Raw genomic sequence first — 21,699 nt, 5'->3', positions numbered from 1 at the left:
AGATGAGAATGGACTAATCTTACTCCCGGAGAGTAGCCGACTTGCAATCACAATCTGAACCCGGAAAACCGCGCAGGGGCATGGTCCTATGGTTTACGGGCCTCAGCGCGTCCGGCAAAACGACCCTTAGCCAGGCGGTGGCGAAGGCCCTCCGTGCCCGTGGCGAGGCGGCAACGGTGCTGGACGGCGACGCGATGCGGCAGACGCTGTCACGCGATCTCGGCTTTTCCCGTGCAGATCGCGAAACGAACATGCGGCGGCTCGCGGCCCTCGCTCAAGAGCACGCAGCCCAGGACGAAATCGTACTCGTCGCCATCATCAGCCCGTTTCGCGAACTGCGCGAGCAGCTACGGCGCGAGAGCCAAGCGAGCTTTCTGGAGATTTTCGTCGATGCGCCGCTGGCTACCTGCGAAGAGCGGGACCCCAAGGGTCTCTATCAGCGCGCACGGAGCGGCGAACTCGCACGATTTACCGGGGTCAGCGATCCGTACGAGCCGCCGACCGCACCCGACGTGCACTGCTTCACGGCAGAGGAGAGGGTCGATGCGAGCGCGGCACGCATTCTGAAGGCGATCGAGAACGCAGCCCGCTAGAAGCCGCGAACAAGCTGCGCGTTCCGCGCCTCTTCCAGCCGCAGATAGACGTCGCGCAGGTACGTCTCTGTGGCTTCCCGCACGGCATCACGCGCGCTATTGCGCTTCTCTTCGCTGTCAGCGACAAACGGCATTCCCGGCGTCTTGGCATTGCGCAGCGACTGCTCCAGCATCACCGGCATGTCTTCCAGACGGAGATCGAAGTGTCGGCTGATGCGGCTGAACATGGCTGCGGGAAGTTCGTTGAAGTTCACCAGCATCGCACCGTGTTGCTGTGCGGCAATCAGGCCGCCTTCGTAGAAGCCTGCCAGCGCGCGAGCGCTGTACACCTCACGCGCGTCGGGCTTCCACGCGCCCTGCTCCAGCCGCAGCGCTGACGGATGCAGCATCCCGGGCACAGCCCACGCGGCCGCAGCGCGATCGTGCGAGACCATCACCTCCAGCGGTTCGCGATAGAGCATCAGCAGCGGCATGTCCGGGAAAGCGTCACGCAGCAGATCGAGCTCGTTCAGATGCCAGCAATCTGGTTTCAGGAAGAAACGATCTTCACCACCGACGCGAGGCTGGGCCAAAGCCGCCATCATGCCGCGAATCCAGCGCAGATGCGTCTCTCGCGGCAGGTCTGGCAGGTAAAACCGAGCGCGCAGAATCTGGTCTAACGGCGCAGGCTCCGAAGCCACCACGTGGTGCGGGACGGCGGCGAGCATCTGCGAGATCAGCGTGGAGCCGCAGCGCGAGACGTGCAGCACGCTCCCCGCGAGCGGTAGCGAAGGGCGGCTCTCCACCCATGCCAGCAACTCGTCCATGCTGGTTTCGCGGCGGAAAAGCTGATGGAACGGCTCACGCATCTGCGTGCCGATATCGTCCTCGAAGAACGGGGCGAGGAGTCGCTGATTTCCGAACTCCGTCCACTGGACGCGCGGCCCTTCTTCGGTCCAGCGAACGCGTACAGGAAGGAAGCCTTCGAAGTTCAAAGGATGGCCACCCGACTGATCCAGTCTGCGCGATGGGCACGCAACACAGAGTTGACGTCGTCCTCGTCCAGCGCAAAGCCGCGCTCTACGGCGGCAGCAGCAACGGCGGCGACCAGCTCCGGCGGAGAGCGATGTTGCATCAGGGCCGCGCGTAGCGGCTTGTCCTGCTGGAGCATCTCGCTGAAAGCCTGGAAGGCCTCGATGCCGCGCGGAACGCTTGTAGGGGTGGCGATCTCGCGAACAGCGGTCTGCAGCAACTCGTCGGCCCATGCGTTGAGCTGGCCGTCGATCACCAGATGCACCCGATGCTCTGTGCCGCCGTTGAAGATGCGGTGCGGCTGCGAGAAGTCGACATACCAGGACTCGCCAGCACGCAACGGCAACTGACGGTCAGCCACGATGAACTCCACGGCGTCGCTGGTGATGATGGGCACATGGAAGCGCAGCTCGCCGGCGTCCATGCCGAGGTCGTAGTCACGATGCTCTTTGACGCGAGAGCCCGCATGAAGACGCAGCAGGCGCACCGCTTTCAGCGGCATCTGAAACTGCCGTACAACCGCTGCCAGTGCAGGCATGGCGGCCATCAGCGGCGTGTCGAGATACTCCCCGCTGGAGCTCTGCGGAACGATCTCCTCCGCACGACCTGAAGCCGAGCGCAACGAGACGCTGCTCCACTGACCATCGTAGTCGTGGGTGTTGAAGTGCGGGACCCACTGCTCCTCAACGATGGATCCCACCTCTGCCTGCAGAGGTGCAACGTCGAAATCAAAGGGCAAGCGGGTCCAGCGAAGCATCGTTGACGGCAAATCCGACTAATTACGCGAGGGGAAGAGGCCTACGAGGGCGATGCAGTAGTTCATGGCGAGATACGGATTGCGCACAGCGAAAGGTTGGCTGCCGCCACTGATACTCACCGTCGCCGCGCCCATACTTCCATTCGGGCTTGCCGTATAAGCGTTCATTACGCTTGTCGTGGTCCCGCTGCGGCCCGCGGAGGCCACAGAGTTTACCTGAGCTGGATAGGCACCGACTGGGGAAGTGGTGTCCGCCAGCGCCGAAGAAGCGCCGAAGGAAACCACGTGATTATGGGCCGGCATCTGCGCGGGCTGCAGAGTCACATTCTCCACTCCTCCCAGCTGCCCCCAAACCATATTGCTCAGTCCAAGACCGGCTCCAACGCCTACGATCGAACGCCCCATCAGGTTCGGCAACCCGAAGGTTGTCTGACCGTTGCCCCCGTATGTAGTACCCAGAAGCGAGAAGAGAGCGGTGTATTGGCTGATGCTCATGAGTTGGCCCTGGCAAAGAGCCCAGCCGCGCGGGGCAAAATTTCCCGCAAAAACCATAACGGAGCCGATATAAGGCGTTGACATAGCGATTCCTGAGTGCGGCTGCGCAAATGCGCACGTACGCGAGTATGGAAATGAGTGACAGCCGAAGCATCGCAGCCCCACACCGGAAAGTCAAACACTCTTTTTCGCCATCGAATGCGCGAAGATCACCATTGACTGCAACGAATTAGCCTCTCCGCTCTGAAGTAATTACGATGATCGATGGAGACACGCTCGGCGACGCCGAGCCGCGTTTCGCTCATCTTCACCCGCAGGGCGCGGTGCGCCGGGGAGTTTCTCTTGTCCGATCAGCCTTCGTTTCAGCCTTCCACTAAGGTCATCCACTCGAACCGCTCTTACGAGAAGCAGTCGAACTCGATCCTCTTCCCGATCCACCAGACGGCGACGTACATCCACGAGAGCGTGGGCGTCACCAAGGGCTACGGCTACTCGCGCGGCGCGAACCCCACGGTGAATGCACTCGAGCAGGCGATCTCTGCGATTGAAGGCACGGCGCACGCGCTCTGTTTCCGCTCAGGCATGGCGGCGATCTCCACGCTTTGCTTCGCGCTGCTAAAGGCAGGCGACCACGTCATCCTCTCGGAAGTGATCTACGGCGGCACCATCCGCCTCTTCCACCAGGTCATCCGCAACTTCGGCATCGAGTTCGACTACGTGGACACCGCGAAGCCCGAAGCGGTGGCCACGGCAATGAAGCCGAACACCAAGCTGATCTTCGTGGAGACGCCCGCGAACCCGACGATGCGCCTCACGGATATTGCAGCCATTGCAGAAGTAGCGCACAAGCAGCCCGGCGTGCTGCTCGCGGTGGACAACACCTTCATGACGCCCGTGCTGCAGAACTGCCTCGACCTCGGCGCGGACATCTCGATGCTTTCGACGACCAAGTACATCGACGGCCACAATGCGACGATCGGCGGCTCGCTGGCAACGCACGATGAAGCGATCACTGAGCGTCTGCGCCTGGTGCGCAAGACCATCGGCACGATTCAGCCTCCATTCGATTCGTGGCTCGCGCTGCAGGGCATCAAGACGCTGCCTGCGCGCCTCGAGGTGCACTGCCGCAACGCCGGCGTCATCGCCGAGTGGCTCGAAGCGCATCCTTTAGTCGCGAAGGTAAACTACCCCGGCCTCAAGTCGTTCTCGCAGCATGAGCTGGCGAAAAAGCAGCAGAAGGCCTTCGGCGGCATGATGAGCTTCGAGCTCAAGGCCACCACGGAGCAGGCGCTCGCGTTCATGAACGCGCTGAAGCTCTGCACCTGTGCCGAGAGCCTCGGCAGCGTGGAAACCCTGATCACGAATCCTGCGACGGCTTCGCACTGCGACCTCTCGGACGAGACGCGCGACCGTCTGGGCATTAGCTCCGGGCTCATTCGCCTTTCTGTGGGCCTCGAAGATCCGAAGGACCTCATCGCGGACTTCGAGCAGGCGTTTGCAGCGATCTTCGGAGCGAAGGCATGAAGTTCGCCACGCGTCTGCAACAGCTAGCGAGCGAGGTGGTCGACCAGTACGGCGCGATGGCCACGCCGATTTACCAGACCGCCACCTTTGAGCAGGAAAGCGCCGATATGCATGGCGCTTTCGATTACTCTCGCAGCGGTAACCCGACGCGCAAAGTGCTGGAGGACCAGGTCGCTGCGCTGGAAGGCGGTGCCTACGGCTTCGCTTTCGCCAGCGGCATGGCCGCGACGACGGCGATCACGCGGCTGCTGCGTCCCGGCGATGAGATTCTCGCCGACTGGGATGTGTACGGCGGCACAAGCCGACTCTTCGGCAGCATTCTGGAGCGCGCGAACATTCGTGTGCGCTATCTCGATGCAACCGATCTGCAGCAGGTGCGCGATGCGATCAACCCTGCCACGAAGCTGATCTTTGCGGAGTCGCCGACGAACCCGCTGCTGCGCATTCTCGACCTGCGCGGGCTGGGCACGATCGCGAAAGAAGCGGGGCTGCTCTTCGCCGTGGACAACAGCACGATGTCGCCGTATCTGCAGAACCCGCTGGAGCTGGGCGCGCACGTGGTGATGCACTCGGCGACAAAGTTTCTCGGCGGACATAGCGACACGACCGGCGGCATTCTTGTCGCCAACGATGAGGCGATCGCGAAGGAACTGCGCTTCGTGCAGAACTCCGAAGGTACGGCGCTCGGGCCGTTGGACTGCTTCCTGCTGCTGCGCGGGCTGAAGACGCTGAAGCTCCGCATGGATGCGCAGCAGACCAACGCGATGAAGATCGCCGAGGCACTGACGCAAAACGCGAAGGTGCAGCAGGTGTTCTTTCCGGGGCTTGCAACTCATGCGCGCCACGAGCTCCATGCGCAACAGGCGCGCGGTGGCGGCAGTGTGATCAGCTTCCGTGCAAGCTCACCTGAAGAGGCAAACCGCATTGCGAAGGACGCGCAGTTGTTCGCGATTGCCGTGAGCTTCGGTAGCACGCACTCCACCATCAGCGTGCCGCACTCCATGTCGCACGCGAGCGTACCTGCTGCGCTGCGCGAGCAGCGTGGCCTGCCGCTGGACCTGGTGCGTTTGTCGATTGGCGTAGAAGATGTAGACGATCTGCTGGAAGACCTCAGCCGCACTATCGGCTGAGGTCTTCGCAGGTTACTGCTTGGCCGTGGTCGCGGCGGGCTTCTTCACCACCGGATCGACATAGATCGGCTTCTCGGGGAAGCGCAGCGAGATGCTCAGAAACTCGGTCGGGGAGAACGAACTGACCGGCTTGATGATCGTGCGCTTGTTGCCTTCCTGCGCCCAAAGCTCAAAGTCGAGCGTAAGGGGCAGCGGGCTGAAGTTGTACTTGCCTTCGTCGTCGACGGCGAGGATGCGGACAGAGTTGTCGCGCAGGTTCTTCAGGTAAACCTGTGCGTCAAGCACCGGCTTGCCATCCGCGCCGATCACCTGGCCGACGATGGTGCGATGTGGCGTGTGCGGGTCGCCCGAGGAGCCGCCCAGCGAAAGCCGGCCCATGCTGCGGCCCTGCCCCGCTCCGCCTGTGCCTGGAACCCCGGCCTGCGCCATGGCGGTGCAGGATGCGGCGATGAAGAGAGTCGGCAAAACCAGGCGGCGTAGGGTCGAAATCGGGGTCATATCAGCGTTGCGTCGCGGCTGAGGAAGATTGCAGCGCGGACGCCTCCTTCGGTGAGAAACGTTGTGTTCATCATAGTGGTTTCCGCGCCTCGGCGTCGTAACGCCCGCCGCGGACGGCGCGCTTATCTTTCGATAGCCGCACAAGACGACGCCCCGGCTGCGAGGAGCAGCCGGGGCGTCGGGTAAAGGCAGTTTCCTGCCAGGAGTTAGAAGGTGTAGCGCACCGAGGCCTGCGCACGGCGAGCGTTCGTGCCGTCCGGGAAGCCGCCCGACGCCGTGCCGCGCGTATAACCCGAGGGCCATGCGTTGGAAGCAGCGGTGATCGTACCCGCGGCACCGTTGGCGGTGTAACCCGTCTGGTTCACGGAGGTGTAGCGGATGTGGTTGAGCGCGTTGATCGCCTCGAAGCTCAGCTCGACCGTCTGTGCTGCCTTGATCGGGAACTTCTTGGTGAGGCGGGCATCGAGCTGCGCCGTGGTGCCGAGCGGAAGGTTGCTGACCGGCAGGAACGGAACGCGGTTGTAAGCAGGCGATTCACCACCGAGGCCGGTGATGCTGCCCGACTGATACCAGGCGCTGTTGGAAGACGAGATCGTCAGCACCGAGTTCACGTGCTGCGGAGTCGCCCAGACGAAGATCGGAGACAACTGCCATCCACCGAAGGCCTGCTTCTTCAGGTCTCCGTGGAACATATCCGTCGGAAGCTGAGCGATGCCGGCGATCACCACGCGGTGGCGAACGTCTTCCGCAGAAATACCCTTTTCATACGAGTAGCCGCTGCGGCCGTTGACCGGGAACGCGCCATTGAAGAGCGTATCGGTCGTATCGCTGAAGTAGTAGTTGCTGCTGGCAGCGCCCTGCGTCAGATCCTGTGCCTTCGACCACGTGTAGTTGATCGAACCTTCCAGGAAGCGGCTGGCGCGGTGCTTCAGTTCCATGAGCAGGCCGTCGTACCAGATGCGGCCCGAGTTATCGATCTGCAGCACCTGCGCGTACTGCGAGTACCGCTTGCCGGTGGCAAGGTAGGTCGGCAGAACGAGCTGGTGCGTGGAACCGTTCAGCTCGGTGACCGTGTAGGTCTCGCTGCCGGTCGGTGCTCCGATGTTGAGGTCCGAACGCTGCAGGAACTTCAGACCGCGGGCCCAGAGATAGCCCACGCTGAAGCTGGTGTTCCGGGTGAGCTCCTGCTCGATGCCGAGCTGAGCTTCCTGCACATACGGAGTGGAGAGGCCGGGCTTGGTGAAGCCCGTGTTCACGCTCGAGGAAGGAATCGTCGAGAGAGCGGCATCGGTGAGTACGGCCGGGTAGGTGGGTGCGTAGCTGACGGACGGCGTGATCGTCGGAAGCGACTTACGCACCGTTCCACCGAGCTGCTGCAGACGCGTGATCGACGCACCGGGCAGGCGGTTGAAGAAGATGCCGTAGTTGCCGCGGACCACCGTCTTGCCACCGAACTCCGACCACGAGAAACCGATACGCGGCGAGAAGTTCAGCTTCGGCTGGTTGATAGGACCGACGCGGCTGTCCGTGGCGGCAAATGCCGGGGTCGGCGGCTGCGTGTAGGTCGCGTAGTCGTAACGTACGCCGAGGTTCAGCAGCAGCTTCTGCGTAATCTGCCACTGGTCCTGCGCGAAGAAGTCGTAATCGCGGATGGTGATTCGGGTGATGGGATGGCCGATGGACTGCGTGAAGCCAGCGTAGTGACGGCCGGCCAGGGGATCGGTCGCGAGCGGCGTCAGATCCTGTGCCCAGGTGGTGAAGTTGTTATAGGTGTACTGGCCCGGTCCCTTGTAGATACCGTTCTCGTAGCTGCGCAGGTAAGCAAGGCTGGTGCCGACCTTGATGAGGTGCTTGCCCTTGGTGATCGAGAAGTTGTCGTCGAAGGTGTAACGGGTTTCGCTCGGCTGTACGTTCGGCAGAGCATTCACCGACACGCCCAGGTTGCTGACCGGACCGACCGAGAGCGCGGAGCGCAGCGTGCCCGGGGGCAGCAGATCGTTCGGCAGGCCCTGGAAGCGGCGGTCCTTATTGATGCCGAGGCGGAACTCGTTCACCATGCGGGTGTTCACCAGGTAGGTGTTCGAGATGTGGCCGTTACGGATGTGCGTGCTGACGTTGTAATCGGCGGCTGAGGTGCCGCTGCCGTCGGTGACCGCGGCCGACGAGACGCCGACGTGGTTACCCGAATAATTCAGCACGTTGCCCGTGAAGGTCCATGTGCTCTTCTCGCTCTGGCGCCAGTCGAAACGACCGAAGCCGCCGTTCTGCTGCAGGCTGCGCGGTACGGTGGCGTTGTGGAAGCGGTTGAGGTAAGTCTGCACCGCAGCGCACTGTGCCGCAGTGGCAACGGTCGTATCGCAACCCTGCGCCGCGCCGGTGATCAACTGGCCGTTGGCGTCCAGCACGGTCGAGCTGAGAATCGTCGACTGGATGGGGAAGTTACGCTTCGTGCCTTCGTAGCTGGCAAAGAAGAAGAGCTTGTCCTTGATGATCGGACCACCTACCGTGCCGCCGTACTGGTGACGATACTCCGGCGGATTGAAGGCCGTGGAAACACCGTTCACCGTGCGCTTGGAGAAGAGGTCGGTGGCGTTCAGCGTGCGATTGCGGAAGAACCAGAACGCGCCACCATGGAACATGTTCGTTCCGCTCTTGGTGATCGTGTTGACCACGCCGCCGGCGCCGCGACCGAACTCAGCCGAGTAACCGGAGATTTCCGTACGGAACTCCTGCACGGCGTCCTGCGAGATGTTGGACAGCACAGCGCTGCCGCCGGCGTTCTGCACGAACCACTGGTTGGTGACGTCTACACCGTCCTGGAGGAAGGCGTTACCCGACGGAATGCCGTGGAAGGAGATTTCACCCGAGGTACCGTCCTGCACGACACCCGGCGAAAGCAGCGCGAACTGGTCCACGCGGCGGCCGTTGATCGGCAGGTTCGTGATCTGCTCCTGGTTGATCAGCGCGGAGTTTTCGGTCTTAGCGGTGTCGACGACCGGCGCGGTGGCGTCCGACACGGTCACGCTCTCGCTGCTGCTGACGGAGAGCGTCATCGGCACGGCAAGCTGTTCACCCACGTGCACAGAGAGCGGCAGGGTCTTGGCGGTGCCGAAGCCCGGGGCGGTCACGATGATGACGTAGCCGTTGGCAGGGTTCAGCGAAGGGAAGAGATAAAGACCGTCGGAGGTCGACTTCAGGTGACGATCGACGCCCAGGTTCTTGTTGACGAGTTCCACGTCAGCGCCGGGAACCACAGCGCCGGAAGGATCACGCACAACACCATTCAAAGCACCAAGGCCGGCCAGTGACTGGCCCGATGCGGTCATCGCAACGGAAAGTGCAAGACCACCGGCAAGGTAAGGAATACGGCGACAAAACGCAGCCGTGAGATCGCGTACGGGCGAAGACATAAGCAGTTCTCCATCAAACTTAGCGAGCCGGCGATAGCAGAAATAGTCCGGCGAATAACGGTGGAGGACGCACCAGCCTATGAGTCTCGCGATCCACTCATAAGTCAGGCAGACAAAAGCAAGAGACAACAGAAAAAATGCTGCGATACAGCGAAAACACCGTCAGGTTGAACCGAGTTCGTGGACTTGGTTTTGCCTACACCAATCCCGCGTCCCGGTTGAGTGGCTCAAGAAACCGGCTCGAAGGCGACCTGATGAAAGGGGTAACTATTGCAAGTTGATTTCGATTCAAACATGCACCCCGGATCGCGTCCAATCATTTTTTACAAATCTGAAATACATGGGCGTTATCCGGTCGTCGCGCGATGTGGTGGTACGACTGTCCATTGACTTCTTGCCACAGTTGATAGATATTTGCGCCAATGGACTGCCCCTAGCCCCGGGAGGTTAGTTTGGAACTGAGAACGCTCAACGCGTTTGTCACCGTCGCGGAGAAGCGAAGCTTCGTCCAGGCGGCGAGTACGCTGCATTTGTCTCAGCCAGCCATCACCGCACAGATTCAACGCCTGGAGCAAGAGCTAGGCGTTTTGCTTTTTGATCGCAGCCGCCGCACCGTGGCGCTGACGCGCGCAGGAGAAGCCTTCCTCGATGGCGCAAAGAACACGCTCGCCACGGCGCAGGAAGCCGCGCTCGCCGCGAAACGCGCGGCCAACGAACAAACCGTGCGCCTGCGCTTTGGCTTTCCACCTTCGGCCTCGCGCGAGATCGTGCCAAACATCACGACGCGCTTCCACCGCACATGCCCGCATGTGAAGCTCGATCTCTTCTCGTTGCACACAAGCGTCACCGTGGAAGAGTTGCAACTCTCTGCGCTCGATATCGGCTTCGTGCGTTTGCCGGTGGAAGCCAAGGGCCTGCGCATCATCCCCGCGCATCATGAGCCGCTGGTCATCTGTCTGCCCGAGTCGCATCCACTCGCCGCGCAGGAGAAGATCCGCTTCTCCGATCTGCAGGAGGAACGCTTCATTCTCTACGGCCGCAAGTGGGCGCCCGGCTTTCACGACCGCATCATCGAGCGATGTATCAAGGCGGGTTTTCAGCCGATGGTGTCGAACACGATCGATGAGATGTACCTTGGCCCCGCGCTGGTCGCGGCCGGCGAAGGCATCGCGATTCTTCCCAGCATGGTCGTTAACTCCGCCGTCGAAGGCGTTGCCGTACGCGAGCTGCTGGAAGACGATATCTGTTCGGAGATCGGCATCGCCACACGCACAGAGGATGATTCCCCGATCATCCGCGCCGCCGTCGCCATCGCACGCGAAGTCTGCAATCAGTATTCGTTCTAAGCTCCGCCTCTCTGTATCAGGTTCTTCGATCAGCCATTTTCAAACTTCGATTGGTTGTTTGTGCGCAGTTGTGTTTCAATCAGCCCAAACAACACAACGTTGCGGACAGCTTCCCGCCGAGCAATAGGCAAGCATCGCCGCCGATGAGACATCCACCACTTTCACTGTGAGGATCTTTTCGCGATGCATGCGTTTGCCCCTACGCCCATAGACCTTCTGATCACCGGCTGTGATGTCGTTACCTTCGACGATCACGACACCGTACTGCTCGATGGCGCCATCGCCGTGCAGGGCAAGAAGATCGCGTGGATCGGAAAAGCAAGCGAGGCCGCCGCTCTCTACAACGCGAAGGAAACGATCAACGGCAGCGGCATGATCGCGATGCCCGGTCTGATCGACGCCCACTATCACACAGGCCAGCAGCTGCTACGCGGCAAGCTCGCCTCGATCCATCGCAAACATGCATCGAAGGCCCCGCACTGGAAAAACTACTACGTTCCCTTCGAGAGCGGGCTGACGCCGGAAGACGTGTATTGCAGCGCGATTGCGGGCTACACGTCGATGATCTCGGTCGGCACAACGTGCTTCCTTGAAGCCGGCGGACCTCATCCCGATGAGATGGGCCGCGCGGCGATGGACGTGGGCATCCGCGGCTTCGTCTCGCTGAACACGATGGACATGGACGACACCTTGCCGTCCAACTACCGCATGACCACCGCGCAGGCGCTCAAGGAAAACGAAGCGCTGGTGAAGCGTTGGAAGGACAACGATCGCGTGGGCGCATGGCTTTCGCTGCGGCAGATCATCGTGAACACCGAAGAGCTTCGCATCGGCATGACGCACCTTGCGAAAGAGCTGAACGTGCCGATTCACACACATCTCTCCGAAGGCACGTACGAAGTCGACTTCACCGTGAACGAGTACGGCAAGCGACCACCGGCGTACATGGACTCGATCGGCTCGCTGCATGAGCACATTCACGCTGCGCACTCGGTGTTGCTGACGAATGAAGAACTCGATCTCTATGCCGCGCGCAAGGTCTCTGCGTGTCATTGTTCCTTCGGCAACTACGGCGTTGGCCCGCAGCGCTTCTACGAGATGATCCGCCGCGACATCGCGTGCGGCCTCGGCACAGACGGCCCTGGTGGCCGATGCACGCTCGATATGTTTGAGGTCGCGCACTTTGCGGTGCTCGGCCAGACGATCGAGTACGGCACGCTCTTCCACTCCGGCGCGCCGATCGGCTACGACAAGATGTTGAAGCTCGCCTGCCGCAACGGCGCTCGCGCTGCGCGCATGGCCGACAAGATCGGCTCGCTCGAAGTGAACAAACTTGCCGACGTCGTGCTCGTCGCGAAGACGGACTTCGACCAGTTCCCTGTGGTCGATCCCGTCATCACGCTCTCGCAAAACTGCAATGGACGCGATGTGCGCACGGTCGTCATCGACGGCCGCGTGGTGATGAAGAACCGTGAGTTCATCAGCTTCGACCTCGCTCCAATGCGCCGCCATGTGCAGGAGCAGTACACCTCGATCATGCAGCGCTACGACGTCGCGCTCGACAAGAACCATACGCCGCACTAACTCTCTGCGCCCTCACGCTCCAGTAATCATCGGCTTATTTCCGCTCCAACACTTTCGCTTTCATACTTTGCTCTTGATGGAGGAAACGCATGACCGCACCAAAGAACTCGGGCCTTACTCGTCGCGACTTTCTCACCGCCAGCGCACTCGCTGCGGTGGCCGTCGCCCCTGCTGTTAGCCGTGCTGAAGTTCTCGGTGCGCTCGCTCCTCCGACCAACTGCGATCTGCTCATCATGGGTTGCGACATCGTGACCTTCGATGACAAGGACACCGTGATTGCAGACGGCGCGATTGCGGTGAAGGGCAACCAGATCGTTTGGCTCGGCAAAGCAAGCGACGCGGCCACGATGTACTCCGCGAAGGAGACGCTGAAGGCTGACGGTCTGATTGCGATGCCCGGCATGACAGACACGCACTATCACACGGCGCAGCAGTTCCTGCGCGGCGTGCACCGCACGACACGACGCAAAGGGCCGGGCTGGAAGAAGACTCTCATCCCGTTCGAGAGCGGGCTGCAGGCCGAAGACGTTTACAACAGCGGGCTTGTCGGCTACACGTCGATGATCTCCAGCGGTACGACCTGCTTCCTTGAAGCTGGTGGACCGCATCCTGATGAGATGGGGCGGGCCGCGATGGAGGTCGGCATCCGCGGACGCATTTCGCTGAACACCTGCGACATGGACGGCGAAGGCGGCGCGTTGCCGAAGTCGCACATCATGACGACCTCGCAGGCGCTGAAGGAAAACGAAGCGCTGGTCAAGCGTTGGAAGAACAACGATCGCGTCAGCGCCTGGCTCTCGCTGCGACAGATCGTGGTGAACACCGAGGAGTTGCGCATCAACATGTCGCACCTCGCTGAAGAGCTTGATGTGACGATTCATACGCATCTCTCCGAAGGCACGTACGAGGTCGACTACACCGTCGAAAACTATAACTGCCGCCCGCCCGAATATTTCGCGAAGATCGGCATCTTCAACAAGCGCATGCACTGCGCGCACTCGGTGCTGCTCACGCCGAGCGACGTCGACCTCTACGCCAAGCATGACGCGTCGGTGGCGCACTGCGCGTTCCACAACTACTACCTCGCGCCGCATCGCATGTTGGACATGATGCGTCAGGGCATCCGCGTCGGCCTTGGCTCCGACGGCCCCGGTTCGCGTGGCACGCTCGACCTCTTCCAGGTCTCACACTACGCAGTGATGGGCCAGACGATCGGCTACGGCATGCCCTTCCACGCCAGCAGCCCGATCAGCTATGCGGCGATGCTGAAGCAGGCGTGCCGTGGTGGCGCAGCAGCCTCGCATCTCGGCACGAAGACCGGTTCGCTCGAGCTTGGCAAGCTCGCCGACATCGTGCTCGTCGGCCATGACGACTACGATCAGTTCACTAGCATGGATCCGCAGATCACGCTCGGCCAGAACTGCGTCGGCCACCACGTGCGCCACACGATCGTGGACGGAAAGATCGTGATGAAGAACCGCGAATTCCTTACGCTGGATGTAGCGAAGATGCGCGCGAGCGTGAAGGAACGCTATCCCCGCATCATCTCGAACTACGAGAAGGCCATCGCGGTAACGCAGGGTGGCTAAGAGGTCGCACATGAAGATGTTCCAGAAGTTGTTTGCCTGCGCAGCGTTGTGCGTGAGTGTTGCCGCTCACGCGCAGCGCTACGTCATTGCCGATCAGGATGCGTCAGGGCCGGGAGGCTCCGACATGATGAGCCTGCTCGTGTTTCTGCAGTCGCCGCAGGTGCATCTGCTCGGCATCACCGTCGTCACGGGCGACAATTGGCGCGACCAGGAAGTGCAGCACGCGCTGAGACTCACTGAAGTGACCGGGCGCACGGATGTGAAGGTCTATCCCGGCGCCGCGTTCCCGCTGCTACGCACCGTAGAAAGCACGCGCCTGCAGGCGAAGCTCTACGGCAAGGCACATTTTGAAGGCGCGTTCTCTGAGCACAACACGGAGAAGCCGTGGGACTTCGTTCCGGCGCTGCGCGAAGGCGCCCCCACCGCGAAGCCTGCGGAGGAAGATGCCGCGCACTTCATGATTCGCATGGTGCACAAGTATCCGCACCAGGTGACGATCTACGGCGCAGGTCCGCTGACGAACATCGCCATCGCTTGCCGTCTCGATCCGCACTTTGCGGAGCTTGCGCAGGAACTCGTCATCATGGGCGGCAGTCTTGCGCCGATCACCGATAAGCCCGAGTGGGCGAACGCGCCGCGCCACGAGTTCAACTTCTGGTTCGACGCCGAGGCAGCCAGCATGGTGCTGCGCGCGCCGTGGAAGAAGATCACCGATACGACCATTGATATTTCTCTGAAGACGCGTCCTGACCCCGAGGTGCTCGATGGGCTCGCCAAAGCGCACAGCCCCGCAGCCGAATACATCACGAAGTACTTCCGCCGTCCTGTGACGATCAACTATCTGTGGGACGAACTGCCTGCGGTGTGGATGCTCGATCCTGCGGTCGTAACGCGCGAGCAGGTGACGTACATGGACGTCGACACGATGGCTGGCCCCAACTACGGCGACACGCTGACGTACAGCGAAGAGGCCAAGCCTGCGTATTTCCTGAACAAGGTGCACGCGCAGATGGATGTCGATCTGCCGCGCCTGCAGAACTTCCTCATTGATCTGCTTTCAAAGCCTGCACCGAAACCCTACATCGAGGCGTTGACCAAGTGATGCGCGTCGCACAACGTTGTCTCCACATCGTGAGCGCAGGCACGCTTGCGCTCACGATGCTTCTTTCTTCTACCGCGCACGCGCAAGGCCCTGCGCGCAAGGTGATCTTCGACCAGGACACTGACGGCATCATTGGCGACAACGAAGACCCGCTGGTGATGCTGCTCAACGCGCCGAACATTGATGTGCTCGGCGTAACGGTGGTGACCGGCAATGGATGGTTGAAGCAGGAGACAGCCGATGTGCTGAAGCTGTTGGAAGATCTGCATCGCCCTGACGTGCCGGTGTACATGGGTGCAGAGTTTCCGCTGGTGCAGTCGCGCTACACGCCGGTGCGGCTGACGCATCTCTACGGAGGCACGCGCACCGATCCGTTTCTCGGAGCCTACGGCGAGTACAGTCCCGGGCCCGATGTGGTCACACCACCGTATGGTGGCATGCCGAAGCTACAGCCTCACGCAGGCCATGCAGCAGAGTTCATCATCGAGCAGGTACACAAGTATCCGCATGAGGTAACGCTCTACTGCGGCGGCGCGCTGACCAACGTCGCGCTCGCCATCAGCCTTGATCCGAGCATCGTTGCGTTGACGAAAGAGATCGTCTTCATGGGCACAAGCCCGGGCATGCAGCCGAAGACAGTCAACGTCGTCTACGACCCCGAGAGCGCCCAGCTTGTGCTGCATGCGCCGTGGCCGAAGCTCACGCTCATCACCGTCGATGTCGCCGAGAAATTACATAAGACACCCGAGATGGCTGAGACAATTTCTAAAGGCCAGAACAAGGCCGAGGCCGAACTCTACGAGCAACTCGTGATGAAACCGCATCGCGAAGGCAAACCACAGCAGTGGTTTCGCATGCCCGATGAGTTGCTCGCGGCCTACTTGATCGATCCGTCGATCATCACCAGTTGGAAGCGCTTCTATGTCGATATCGACACGATGCCGGGCATGAGCTACGGCGCGAGTTGGTATTGGGATGAAGTGCCCAAGGGCTACGCCGGCATTGCATGGCCGGACAAGCCTGAGCCCAAGCGGCAGAAGCCCATTCCGCCGCCGGAGGCTCGCGTCGCAGACGTGGCGTGGGACTTCGACACCGCCCGCTTCACGCAAATGTTTCTCAACCTGATGACCATGCCGATGGCAGCACATCACGAACCACGAAAGTAGAAAGGCAGAAGTCAAACATGGACCAGCAACCCAAGCCCCGCAACTATCAGAGCGAAGACACATGGAGCCGCACGACCAGCCTTCGCGGATTTCCCATCGACGAGCTGCGCAGCGTGCTGCAGAAGAGCATTCGTCGCGGTTGGGTGGAAGACGCCGCGATCGCAGCGTTTGAGTTCTTCTCTTCCGGCCCGGATGCGGAGGAAGTGTTGTGGCGCCGCCTGGAAATCATCGCAACGGAAGATGTTGGCCTCGGCATGCCCACGGCTCCTGCGGTGATCAATGCGCTCTACCAGCAGGCAGGTCGCATGGCGGACCCCGGCGATCGTTGGATCTACTGCGCGCATGCGGTGCGCCTGCTCGCGACCGCGCCGAAGGACAACATGTCGATGGAGCTTTCCAACTGGACGCGCGAAGTCGTAGAGCGCGGCGAGCGTGCTGTCGATGTGAAGGACTTCATGGTCGACATTCACACGCGTCGTGGTGTGGAGATGGGCCGCACGCCCGACCACTGGTGGGATAACGGCGCGAAGCTCGAGAACCGCATCGCAGGCTATGACCCGAAGTGGGGTGACTACATGCGCAAGCTTGCCGGCGCGAAACTGCATGGAGAGTAGTCATCGCATGAGGTAGAACAGAACAACGCCCGCCAGGCTGATGGCGGGCGTTGTTGTTTGCGCGAGGCTATCGGAAGCGAAGGCGAATGTGCTTCTCCGCGTGGCTGGCGAGTTCGTACAGGATTGTCGACAGCACCATGGCAACGATACTCGCGCCGAGCGCGCGGCGCAGGTTGAACTCCTGCATGGTCACCGCGAAGAGATTGCCGAGGCCCCCGGTTTGCATAAGGTACTCTGCAGTGACGGTGACGAGCACAGAACTCGCCGTGCCGACGCGTAGCGCGACTGCAAGGTCGGGCATCGCCGATGGCAATGCGAGCAACAGGAGCCGCTTGTTCGACGACGCTGCGAGTGTTTGGAAGAACTCACCCGTGCGGCGCGGCAAACGACGCAAGCCTGCCGCGCCGTAAACGAAGCCGGGGAAGAAGGTCATCAGCGCGACAGTGAGTAGCTCCGTGCGGCTGGTGTAGCCGAACATGCGCGCGAGGATCGGGATGAGGCAGACCACCGGTGTCGCAAGCAGCACTAACGAACCAGCCTGCAATGCACCGCCAAGCAAGCGCGAGCGCCAGCTGAACACGGCGAGCATCACTCCTGCGGTCATGCCGATGGCCAGGCCACCCAGCGAGAATCCTAGCGTCCATAACGTGGGCAAGAGATAAAGGCGAGGATGTGTGACGATATCGTGCACGACCTGCAACGGCGCAACCACGACGATGCTGTTGTAGTTCGACAGTGAAACCCAAAGCTGCCACAACGCGAGCAACAGCACGACCGCCCAGCTTTGCTTCAGGAGTTGGCGGAGCTTCCTCATGCCATCCTCCGCGAAACGAAGCGTTCGGCCATCGACATCAGCACATAGCCGAGCAGCGCGATTGACGCCGTGATCAGCACCGCCGCCCACAGCAGCGGGATCTGGAAGTTCTGCATCGTGTTGAGGATGACGATGCCGAGGCCGCGTGCAGCACCGAACCATTCGCCCACGATCGCGCCGAGCATCGCGGTGGTCACGCAGACCTTCAGGCCGCTGATGAGCGTCGGCAATGCTGAAGGAAGCTCAAGGCGCAGCAACGTTGTCCAATGCGATGCGCCGGTCGCGCGGAGATACTGCAGCGTCGTCTTTTCTGCACCGGCGATGCCTGCAGTCGTCGCGACATACATCTGGAAGAACACCGGCACCGCGGCGAGGAGCGGTGGTGTGGCCTCGCGACCTGCGGTGATGATGAGCACCGGACCAAGGGCGATGACGGGCATCGCGTTGACGACGACAGAGAGGCGATCAAGCCCGGGTTCGAGCATCGGCAGCAGGCGCGTCAACATGGCTGTCGCAATGCCGAGCAGCGATCCTGCCGCAAGACCGATCAACGCAGAGCCTAACGTCGACGCAGCCGAGCGCAGCAACAGCGCGCGTCGCCAACTGATCGTGAAGATATGCAGCACATCCGTGAGCGGCGGCAGCGTCTTGCCCGCGAGGGCGTGTGTGCCGGCGAACTGCCAAGCCAGGAGCAGCACCACTACGCCAACGATCTGCGCCGCAAGCATGTTCATGCTCTCGCGTGGCCACAGGCGGCCGACGTCGATGCTTGCAGACGACGAGGTCTTCATTGCACAGGCTCCAGCAGGTGTGTGAGTTCGTCGGCAAGCGCGTGGAATGCGGGATCGCGCATCGTCTCTGCAGAGCGAGGCCGCGCGAAGGGTACGCGCACATCGCGCAGCACACGGCCCGGACGGCCGCTCATCACAAGCACGCGGTCAGCAAGGAAGAGCGCCTCCTCCACCGTGTGCGTCACGAGCACGGTGGTGATGCGCTGCTCGCTCCAGATGCGTTGTAGCTCGAGGTTCATGCTGCGTCGCGTGACGGGGTCGAGCGCGCCGAAGGGCTCATCGAGCAGCAGCACGCGTGGCTGCAGGCACAACGCGCGGGCGATGGAGACACGCTGCTTCATGCCACCGGAAAGCTGCGAAGGCCGAGCCGATTCAAAGCCGCTGAGGCCGACGAGCTGGATGAGCGATGCGATGCGCGCGCTGTCAGGTTTTTGCCCTGCGATCTGAAATGGAAGCTCAAGATTGCTCTGCACGCTGCGCCACGGCAGCAGCGCGTGCTCTTGAAACGCGATGCCAAGCTCGTGCTTGCGCTGCAGTGCGGCGGGGGATTCACCACCAACCAGCACCTGGCCTTCGCTCGCAGCATCGAGGCCCGCGATCATGTGCAGCAGCGTACTCTTGCCGCAGCCCGAAGGACCGAGCAGCGCGATGAACTCGCCGTCGGCGATCTGCAGATCAAGCGCTTCGAGCGCACGCACGTTTTTGCCGCGCGAAAGGCTGAAGGTCTTGCTGACGTGTTGCAGTTCAATAGCGGCCACAGTTCTCCCTTACGTGCGCTTAGGCGATCGCCCGATCGAAGCGCTCCATGATGGTCTTGTATTGCACGGCGACACGCTCTCGCATCGGCTCGAGATCCATCGTGAGCAGCTTGCGGTTCTGCATCACGATGCGGCCGTCGACAACGACCGTATGCACGTCGCGGCCTACGCTGCTTTCCGCCAAAGTGATCACCGGATCGAGCGCCGGGAACTGGTCGTAGTCGCTCGTCGAAACGAGTACGATGTCCGCCTTCTTGCCAACCTCGAGCGTACCGATCTCACGCTCCAAACGCGCCGCGCGTGCACCGCCGCGGAAGGCCTGCTTCAGCATCTGCTCGCACGTCACCGGCGGATCAACGTGGTACGGCGTGCCGTTCACCGCTTGCTGGCCGAGCACTGCGCCGTGCACTACTTGAAACATATCAAGGCTCGTGCGCGTGGCTGCTCCATCAGTGCCGAGGCCCATCGCGATGCCGCGACGCATCATCTCCAGCACACGTGGGCGACCCATGGTGTAGTTGTTCAGCGAACAGTGACACGCAGAGACATTGCGCTTCGCATAGAGGTCCATCTCATTCAAGCTGAGCAACACCGAGTGCGCAGCGTGGACGTAGTGGTCGAGGCAGCCGATGCTCTCGAGATACTCGGTCGAGCGCATGTTCCACTTGCGAATGCTGAAGTCCACCTCATACGTGCCCTCCGCAAGATGCGTGTGGATCGGCGTATCGAGCGCGTGCGAGAGATCGCGAATGCCGAAGCGAAGCTCTTCGGTATTCACCATCAACTGCCGCAAGGAGAGCCACGCGTTCACGCGCGGGTGCTCCTTCCAGCGCAGCACGAGTTCTTCACTGCGACGCAGAGCTTCTGCGGTAGTCATGCGCGACTGCGGTGGAATGTCATCCTCAACATCGACGGTCGCCATCGCGATGCGCCCGCGGATGCCAATGTCATTCGCCGCGCGGCCCATCTCATCGGGGAACGGGCCGCCGGCTTCGAGGAAGCACGTGGTCCCGCTGGAGATCATCGCCGAGTACGCTGCAAGCCCGCTCGCGTAGACGTCTTCCGGCTCGAGCCCGCTCTCGAACGGAATGAGATAGCGCTGCCACATTGGCGCGCGCAGTTCACCTTTGCGGCGAACGCTTGGCAGCTTGCCATGCAGAAATTGCTGCGCCGTGTGCACGTGGCAATCGATGAAGCCGGGCATCGCAATCATGCTGCTGGCATCGATCGTCTGCTCCGCCGTGTAGAGAGTCGCCGCCTCTTCTGCACTGCCGATCCAGATGATCGTGTTGCCATCCACAGCGATCGCGCCGCGACGCTCGACTCGGTCTGCATCGTCAAAACAGACAACATCGGCGTTGAGGATCAGCAGGCTGATGCTCTGCCTGACCTGACTAGCTACTTGCGACATGCAAAGCTCCCTTTTGCTTGAGTCGGGTGTACGCGTCTTCGAGCATGGAGAGGTCGAAGAGCTTGTTGGGTGTCGGCAAATGCGTACGCCCGGTTGCAGCTGCCGCCGCATAAAGCGTCTTGATCGCATCGTCGCCGAAGCTGAACGGCACTTCACGACCGGCTTCGCGCTCGAGCAACAACTGGCCCTTGTTCAACGAAAGCTGCTGCTCGTAGTCGAGCCCGAGGTCGCCGCCATAGTGCTCTGCAGCAAGGCGTGGCGCGAGTGTGACGTCGGCGAAGTTCGCCTGGCGTGCGAGCAACAAGCCTTCGAGGAAGCCGACGAGCTGCTCGCGATGATCGCGGATCATGCGCCGCTCCACAAAGAGAAGCGAGGACGGCACGCGGTAGCCGAGGTCATAGATGGGCGTGACGAAAAAGTCCTTGTCCTTCACCAGCCCCATCTTCTCCAGCGTGCGCGGCTGGTTGGTGATGTAGCAGAAATACGCGTCACCCTGGCCTTCGAGCAGCGCCTCGGGCGAGAAGCCGACGGGCACCATCTTGTAATTCATCGGCAGTTTGTTCAGGCTGAAGGTCGCAGCAAGTTCAGCGCGTTCGCTCGGGCCCTGCACGAGAAACGTCGCGCCGACCATGTCCTTCGGTTTGCGGATCGGGCGCTTCGGCAGCGTGATCAGACCCGTCGGCAGAATGGGAAACTGCGCGGCGATGACGACGAAGTCATTGCCCTGCAGCACGGCATCGGTAAGCGGCAACCACTCAGCATCGCCGAGTGTGGCTTCCCCGGCCGCTACCATCACAACCGGCTGCGGGGCGTTCGGGCCACCGGGAAAATAATCAACACGCGCGCCGGATTGCGTAAAGAACCCACGATCGAGCGCGGTCCAGAGGTTGCCGTATTCCACGTCGGGGATCCACCCCAACGCCCAGACGATGTGGTTCACCTGTTGACGACGGCAACCAGCCAGCGGCCCGGCGCAGAGCGCGGACGCAGCCGACAACTTCAGAAAAGCACGTCGATTCAACGAGGTACGTCCCTACTGCCCTTCGGCGGTGAGTGGGTTGGCGTACGACCGCTGTCAGCTTCTCGGCACAGCAGCGATGAAGAGC

General features: G+C 61.6%; 19 protein-coding genes. 9 read left to right on the top strand and 10 right to left on the bottom strand.

The features are described from left to right. Positions 1-41 precede the first annotated feature (41 nt). Positions 42-593, top strand: a complete 552-nt coding sequence (gene cysC, locus OHL11_RS02905) for an adenylyl-sulfate kinase (RefSeq protein WP_263369976.1) — start codon at positions 42-44, stop codon at positions 591-593. On the opposite strand, the gene OHL11_RS02900 is transcribed toward cysC, so the two are convergent. From OHL11_RS02900 to OHL11_RS02890, 3 genes are read right to left on the bottom strand one after another with little or no spacing between them, the layout of a single operon-like run. Further along, positions 590-1,567, bottom strand: coding sequence for a sulfotransferase (locus tag OHL11_RS02900; RefSeq protein ID WP_263369975.1), 978 nt, complete (start codon positions 1,565-1,567; stop codon positions 590-592). The two genes, cysC and OHL11_RS02900, sit on opposite strands and share 4 nt — an antisense overlap. Further along, the gene (locus tag OHL11_RS02895; protein WP_263369974.1) at positions 1,564-2,361 is read right to left on the bottom strand and encodes an aspartyl/asparaginyl beta-hydroxylase domain-containing protein; all 798 of its coding nucleotides are present in this window, start codon (positions 2,359-2,361) and stop codon (positions 1,564-1,566) included. The genes OHL11_RS02900 and OHL11_RS02895 overlap by 4 nt, the downstream gene beginning before the upstream one ends. An 18-nt stretch (positions 2,362-2,379) precedes the next feature. Continuing rightward, entirely contained in the window at positions 2,380-2,940 is a 561-nt protein-coding gene (locus OHL11_RS02890; RefSeq protein ID WP_263369973.1) for a phage tail protein, read from the bottom strand. A 258-nt stretch (positions 2,941-3,198) separates the two neighbouring features. On the opposite strand from OHL11_RS02890, the gene OHL11_RS02885 reads away from it, so the two are divergent. Continuing rightward, positions 3,199-4,380: a trans-sulfuration enzyme family protein gene (locus tag OHL11_RS02885; protein ID WP_263369972.1), complete on the top strand. Its 1,182-nt coding sequence runs from the start codon at positions 3,199-3,201 to the stop codon at positions 4,378-4,380. Continuing rightward, positions 4,377-5,510: a trans-sulfuration enzyme family protein gene (locus OHL11_RS02880; RefSeq protein WP_263369971.1), complete on the top strand. Its 1,134-nt coding sequence runs from the start codon at positions 4,377-4,379 to the stop codon at positions 5,508-5,510. The genes OHL11_RS02885 and OHL11_RS02880 overlap by 4 nt, the downstream gene beginning before the upstream one ends. 12 nt (positions 5,511-5,522) lie before the next feature. Here OHL11_RS02880 and OHL11_RS02875 read toward each other — a convergent pair whose 3' ends face one another. Next, the gene (locus OHL11_RS02875; protein ID WP_263369970.1) at positions 5,523-6,008 is read right to left on the bottom strand and encodes a carboxypeptidase-like regulatory domain-containing protein; all 486 of its coding nucleotides are present in this window, start codon (positions 6,006-6,008) and stop codon (positions 5,523-5,525) included. A gap of 206 nt (positions 6,009-6,214) precedes the next feature. Continuing rightward, entirely contained in the window at positions 6,215-9,418 is a 3,204-nt protein-coding gene (locus OHL11_RS02870) for a TonB-dependent receptor (RefSeq protein WP_263369969.1), read from the bottom strand. A gap of 452 nt (positions 9,419-9,870) precedes the next feature. On the opposite strand from OHL11_RS02870, the gene OHL11_RS02865 reads away from it, so the two are divergent. The 6 genes from OHL11_RS02865 (at position 9,871) to OHL11_RS02840 (ending at position 16,819) form a co-directional block, all read left to right on the top strand. Beyond that, a complete protein-coding gene (locus OHL11_RS02865; RefSeq protein WP_263369968.1) occupies positions 9,871-10,764 on the top strand; it encodes a LysR family transcriptional regulator in 894 nt (297 codons plus the stop codon). A gap of 183 nt (positions 10,765-10,947) precedes the next feature. Next, positions 10,948-12,348 (top strand): amidohydrolase family protein, encoded by a 1,401-nt coding sequence (locus tag OHL11_RS02860; protein WP_263369967.1) that lies wholly within the window; start codon positions 10,948-10,950, stop codon positions 12,346-12,348. A gap of 89 nt (positions 12,349-12,437) precedes the next feature. After that, positions 12,438-13,937 carry an amidohydrolase family protein gene (locus OHL11_RS02855; RefSeq protein ID WP_263369966.1) on the top strand — a complete coding sequence of 500 codons (1,500 nt, stop codon included), beginning with the start codon at positions 12,438-12,440 and terminating at the stop codon, positions 13,935-13,937. A 10-nt stretch (positions 13,938-13,947) separates the two neighbouring features. Beyond that, positions 13,948-15,039, top strand: coding sequence for a nucleoside hydrolase (locus OHL11_RS02850; protein ID WP_263369965.1), 1,092 nt, complete (start codon positions 13,948-13,950; stop codon positions 15,037-15,039). After that, positions 15,039-16,205 carry a nucleoside hydrolase gene (locus OHL11_RS02845; protein WP_263369964.1) on the top strand — a complete coding sequence of 389 codons (1,167 nt, stop codon included), beginning with the start codon at positions 15,039-15,041 and terminating at the stop codon, positions 16,203-16,205. The genes OHL11_RS02850 and OHL11_RS02845 overlap by 1 nt, the downstream gene beginning before the upstream one ends. 17 nt (positions 16,206-16,222) lie before the next feature. Then, positions 16,223-16,819 carry an AAA family ATPase gene (locus tag OHL11_RS02840; RefSeq protein ID WP_263369963.1) on the top strand — a complete coding sequence of 199 codons (597 nt, stop codon included), beginning with the start codon at positions 16,223-16,225 and terminating at the stop codon, positions 16,817-16,819. A gap of 67 nt (positions 16,820-16,886) precedes the next feature. Here OHL11_RS02840 and OHL11_RS02835 read toward each other — a convergent pair whose 3' ends face one another. The 5 genes from OHL11_RS02835 to OHL11_RS02815 are packed head-to-tail and all read right to left on the bottom strand — an operon-like array spanning position 16,887 to position 21,614. Continuing rightward, the gene (locus tag OHL11_RS02835; RefSeq protein WP_263369962.1) at positions 16,887-17,633 is read right to left on the bottom strand and encodes an ABC transporter permease; all 747 of its coding nucleotides are present in this window, start codon (positions 17,631-17,633) and stop codon (positions 16,887-16,889) included. Then, entirely contained in the window at positions 17,630-18,424 is a 795-nt protein-coding gene (locus OHL11_RS02830; protein ID WP_263369961.1) for an ABC transporter permease, read from the bottom strand. The genes OHL11_RS02835 and OHL11_RS02830 overlap by 4 nt, the downstream gene beginning before the upstream one ends. Next, complete coding sequence (locus OHL11_RS02825; RefSeq protein WP_263369960.1) at positions 18,421-19,182, bottom strand: ABC transporter ATP-binding protein; 762 nt, start codon at positions 19,180-19,182, stop codon at positions 18,421-18,423. Before OHL11_RS02825 ends, OHL11_RS02830 begins: the two co-directional genes overlap by 4 nt. A gap of 19 nt (positions 19,183-19,201) precedes the next feature. Then, on the bottom strand, positions 19,202-20,593 hold the full coding sequence (locus OHL11_RS02820) for an amidohydrolase family protein (RefSeq protein WP_263369959.1): 1,392 nt from the start codon (positions 20,591-20,593) through the stop codon (positions 19,202-19,204). Then, positions 20,577-21,614: an ABC transporter substrate-binding protein gene (locus tag OHL11_RS02815; protein ID WP_263369958.1), complete on the bottom strand. Its 1,038-nt coding sequence runs from the start codon at positions 21,612-21,614 to the stop codon at positions 20,577-20,579. The genes OHL11_RS02820 and OHL11_RS02815 overlap by 17 nt, the downstream gene beginning before the upstream one ends. Between the last annotated feature and the right edge of the window lie 85 nt (positions 21,615-21,699).

Source organism: Granulicella cerasi, assembly GCF_025685575.1.
In the GTDB taxonomy this organism is placed as follows: Bacteria; Acidobacteriota; Terriglobia; order Terriglobales; family Acidobacteriaceae; genus Granulicella; species Granulicella cerasi.
Note: the sequence above shows the minus strand (reverse complement) of the source record. Positions and strands in the feature narration are given on the sequence as shown.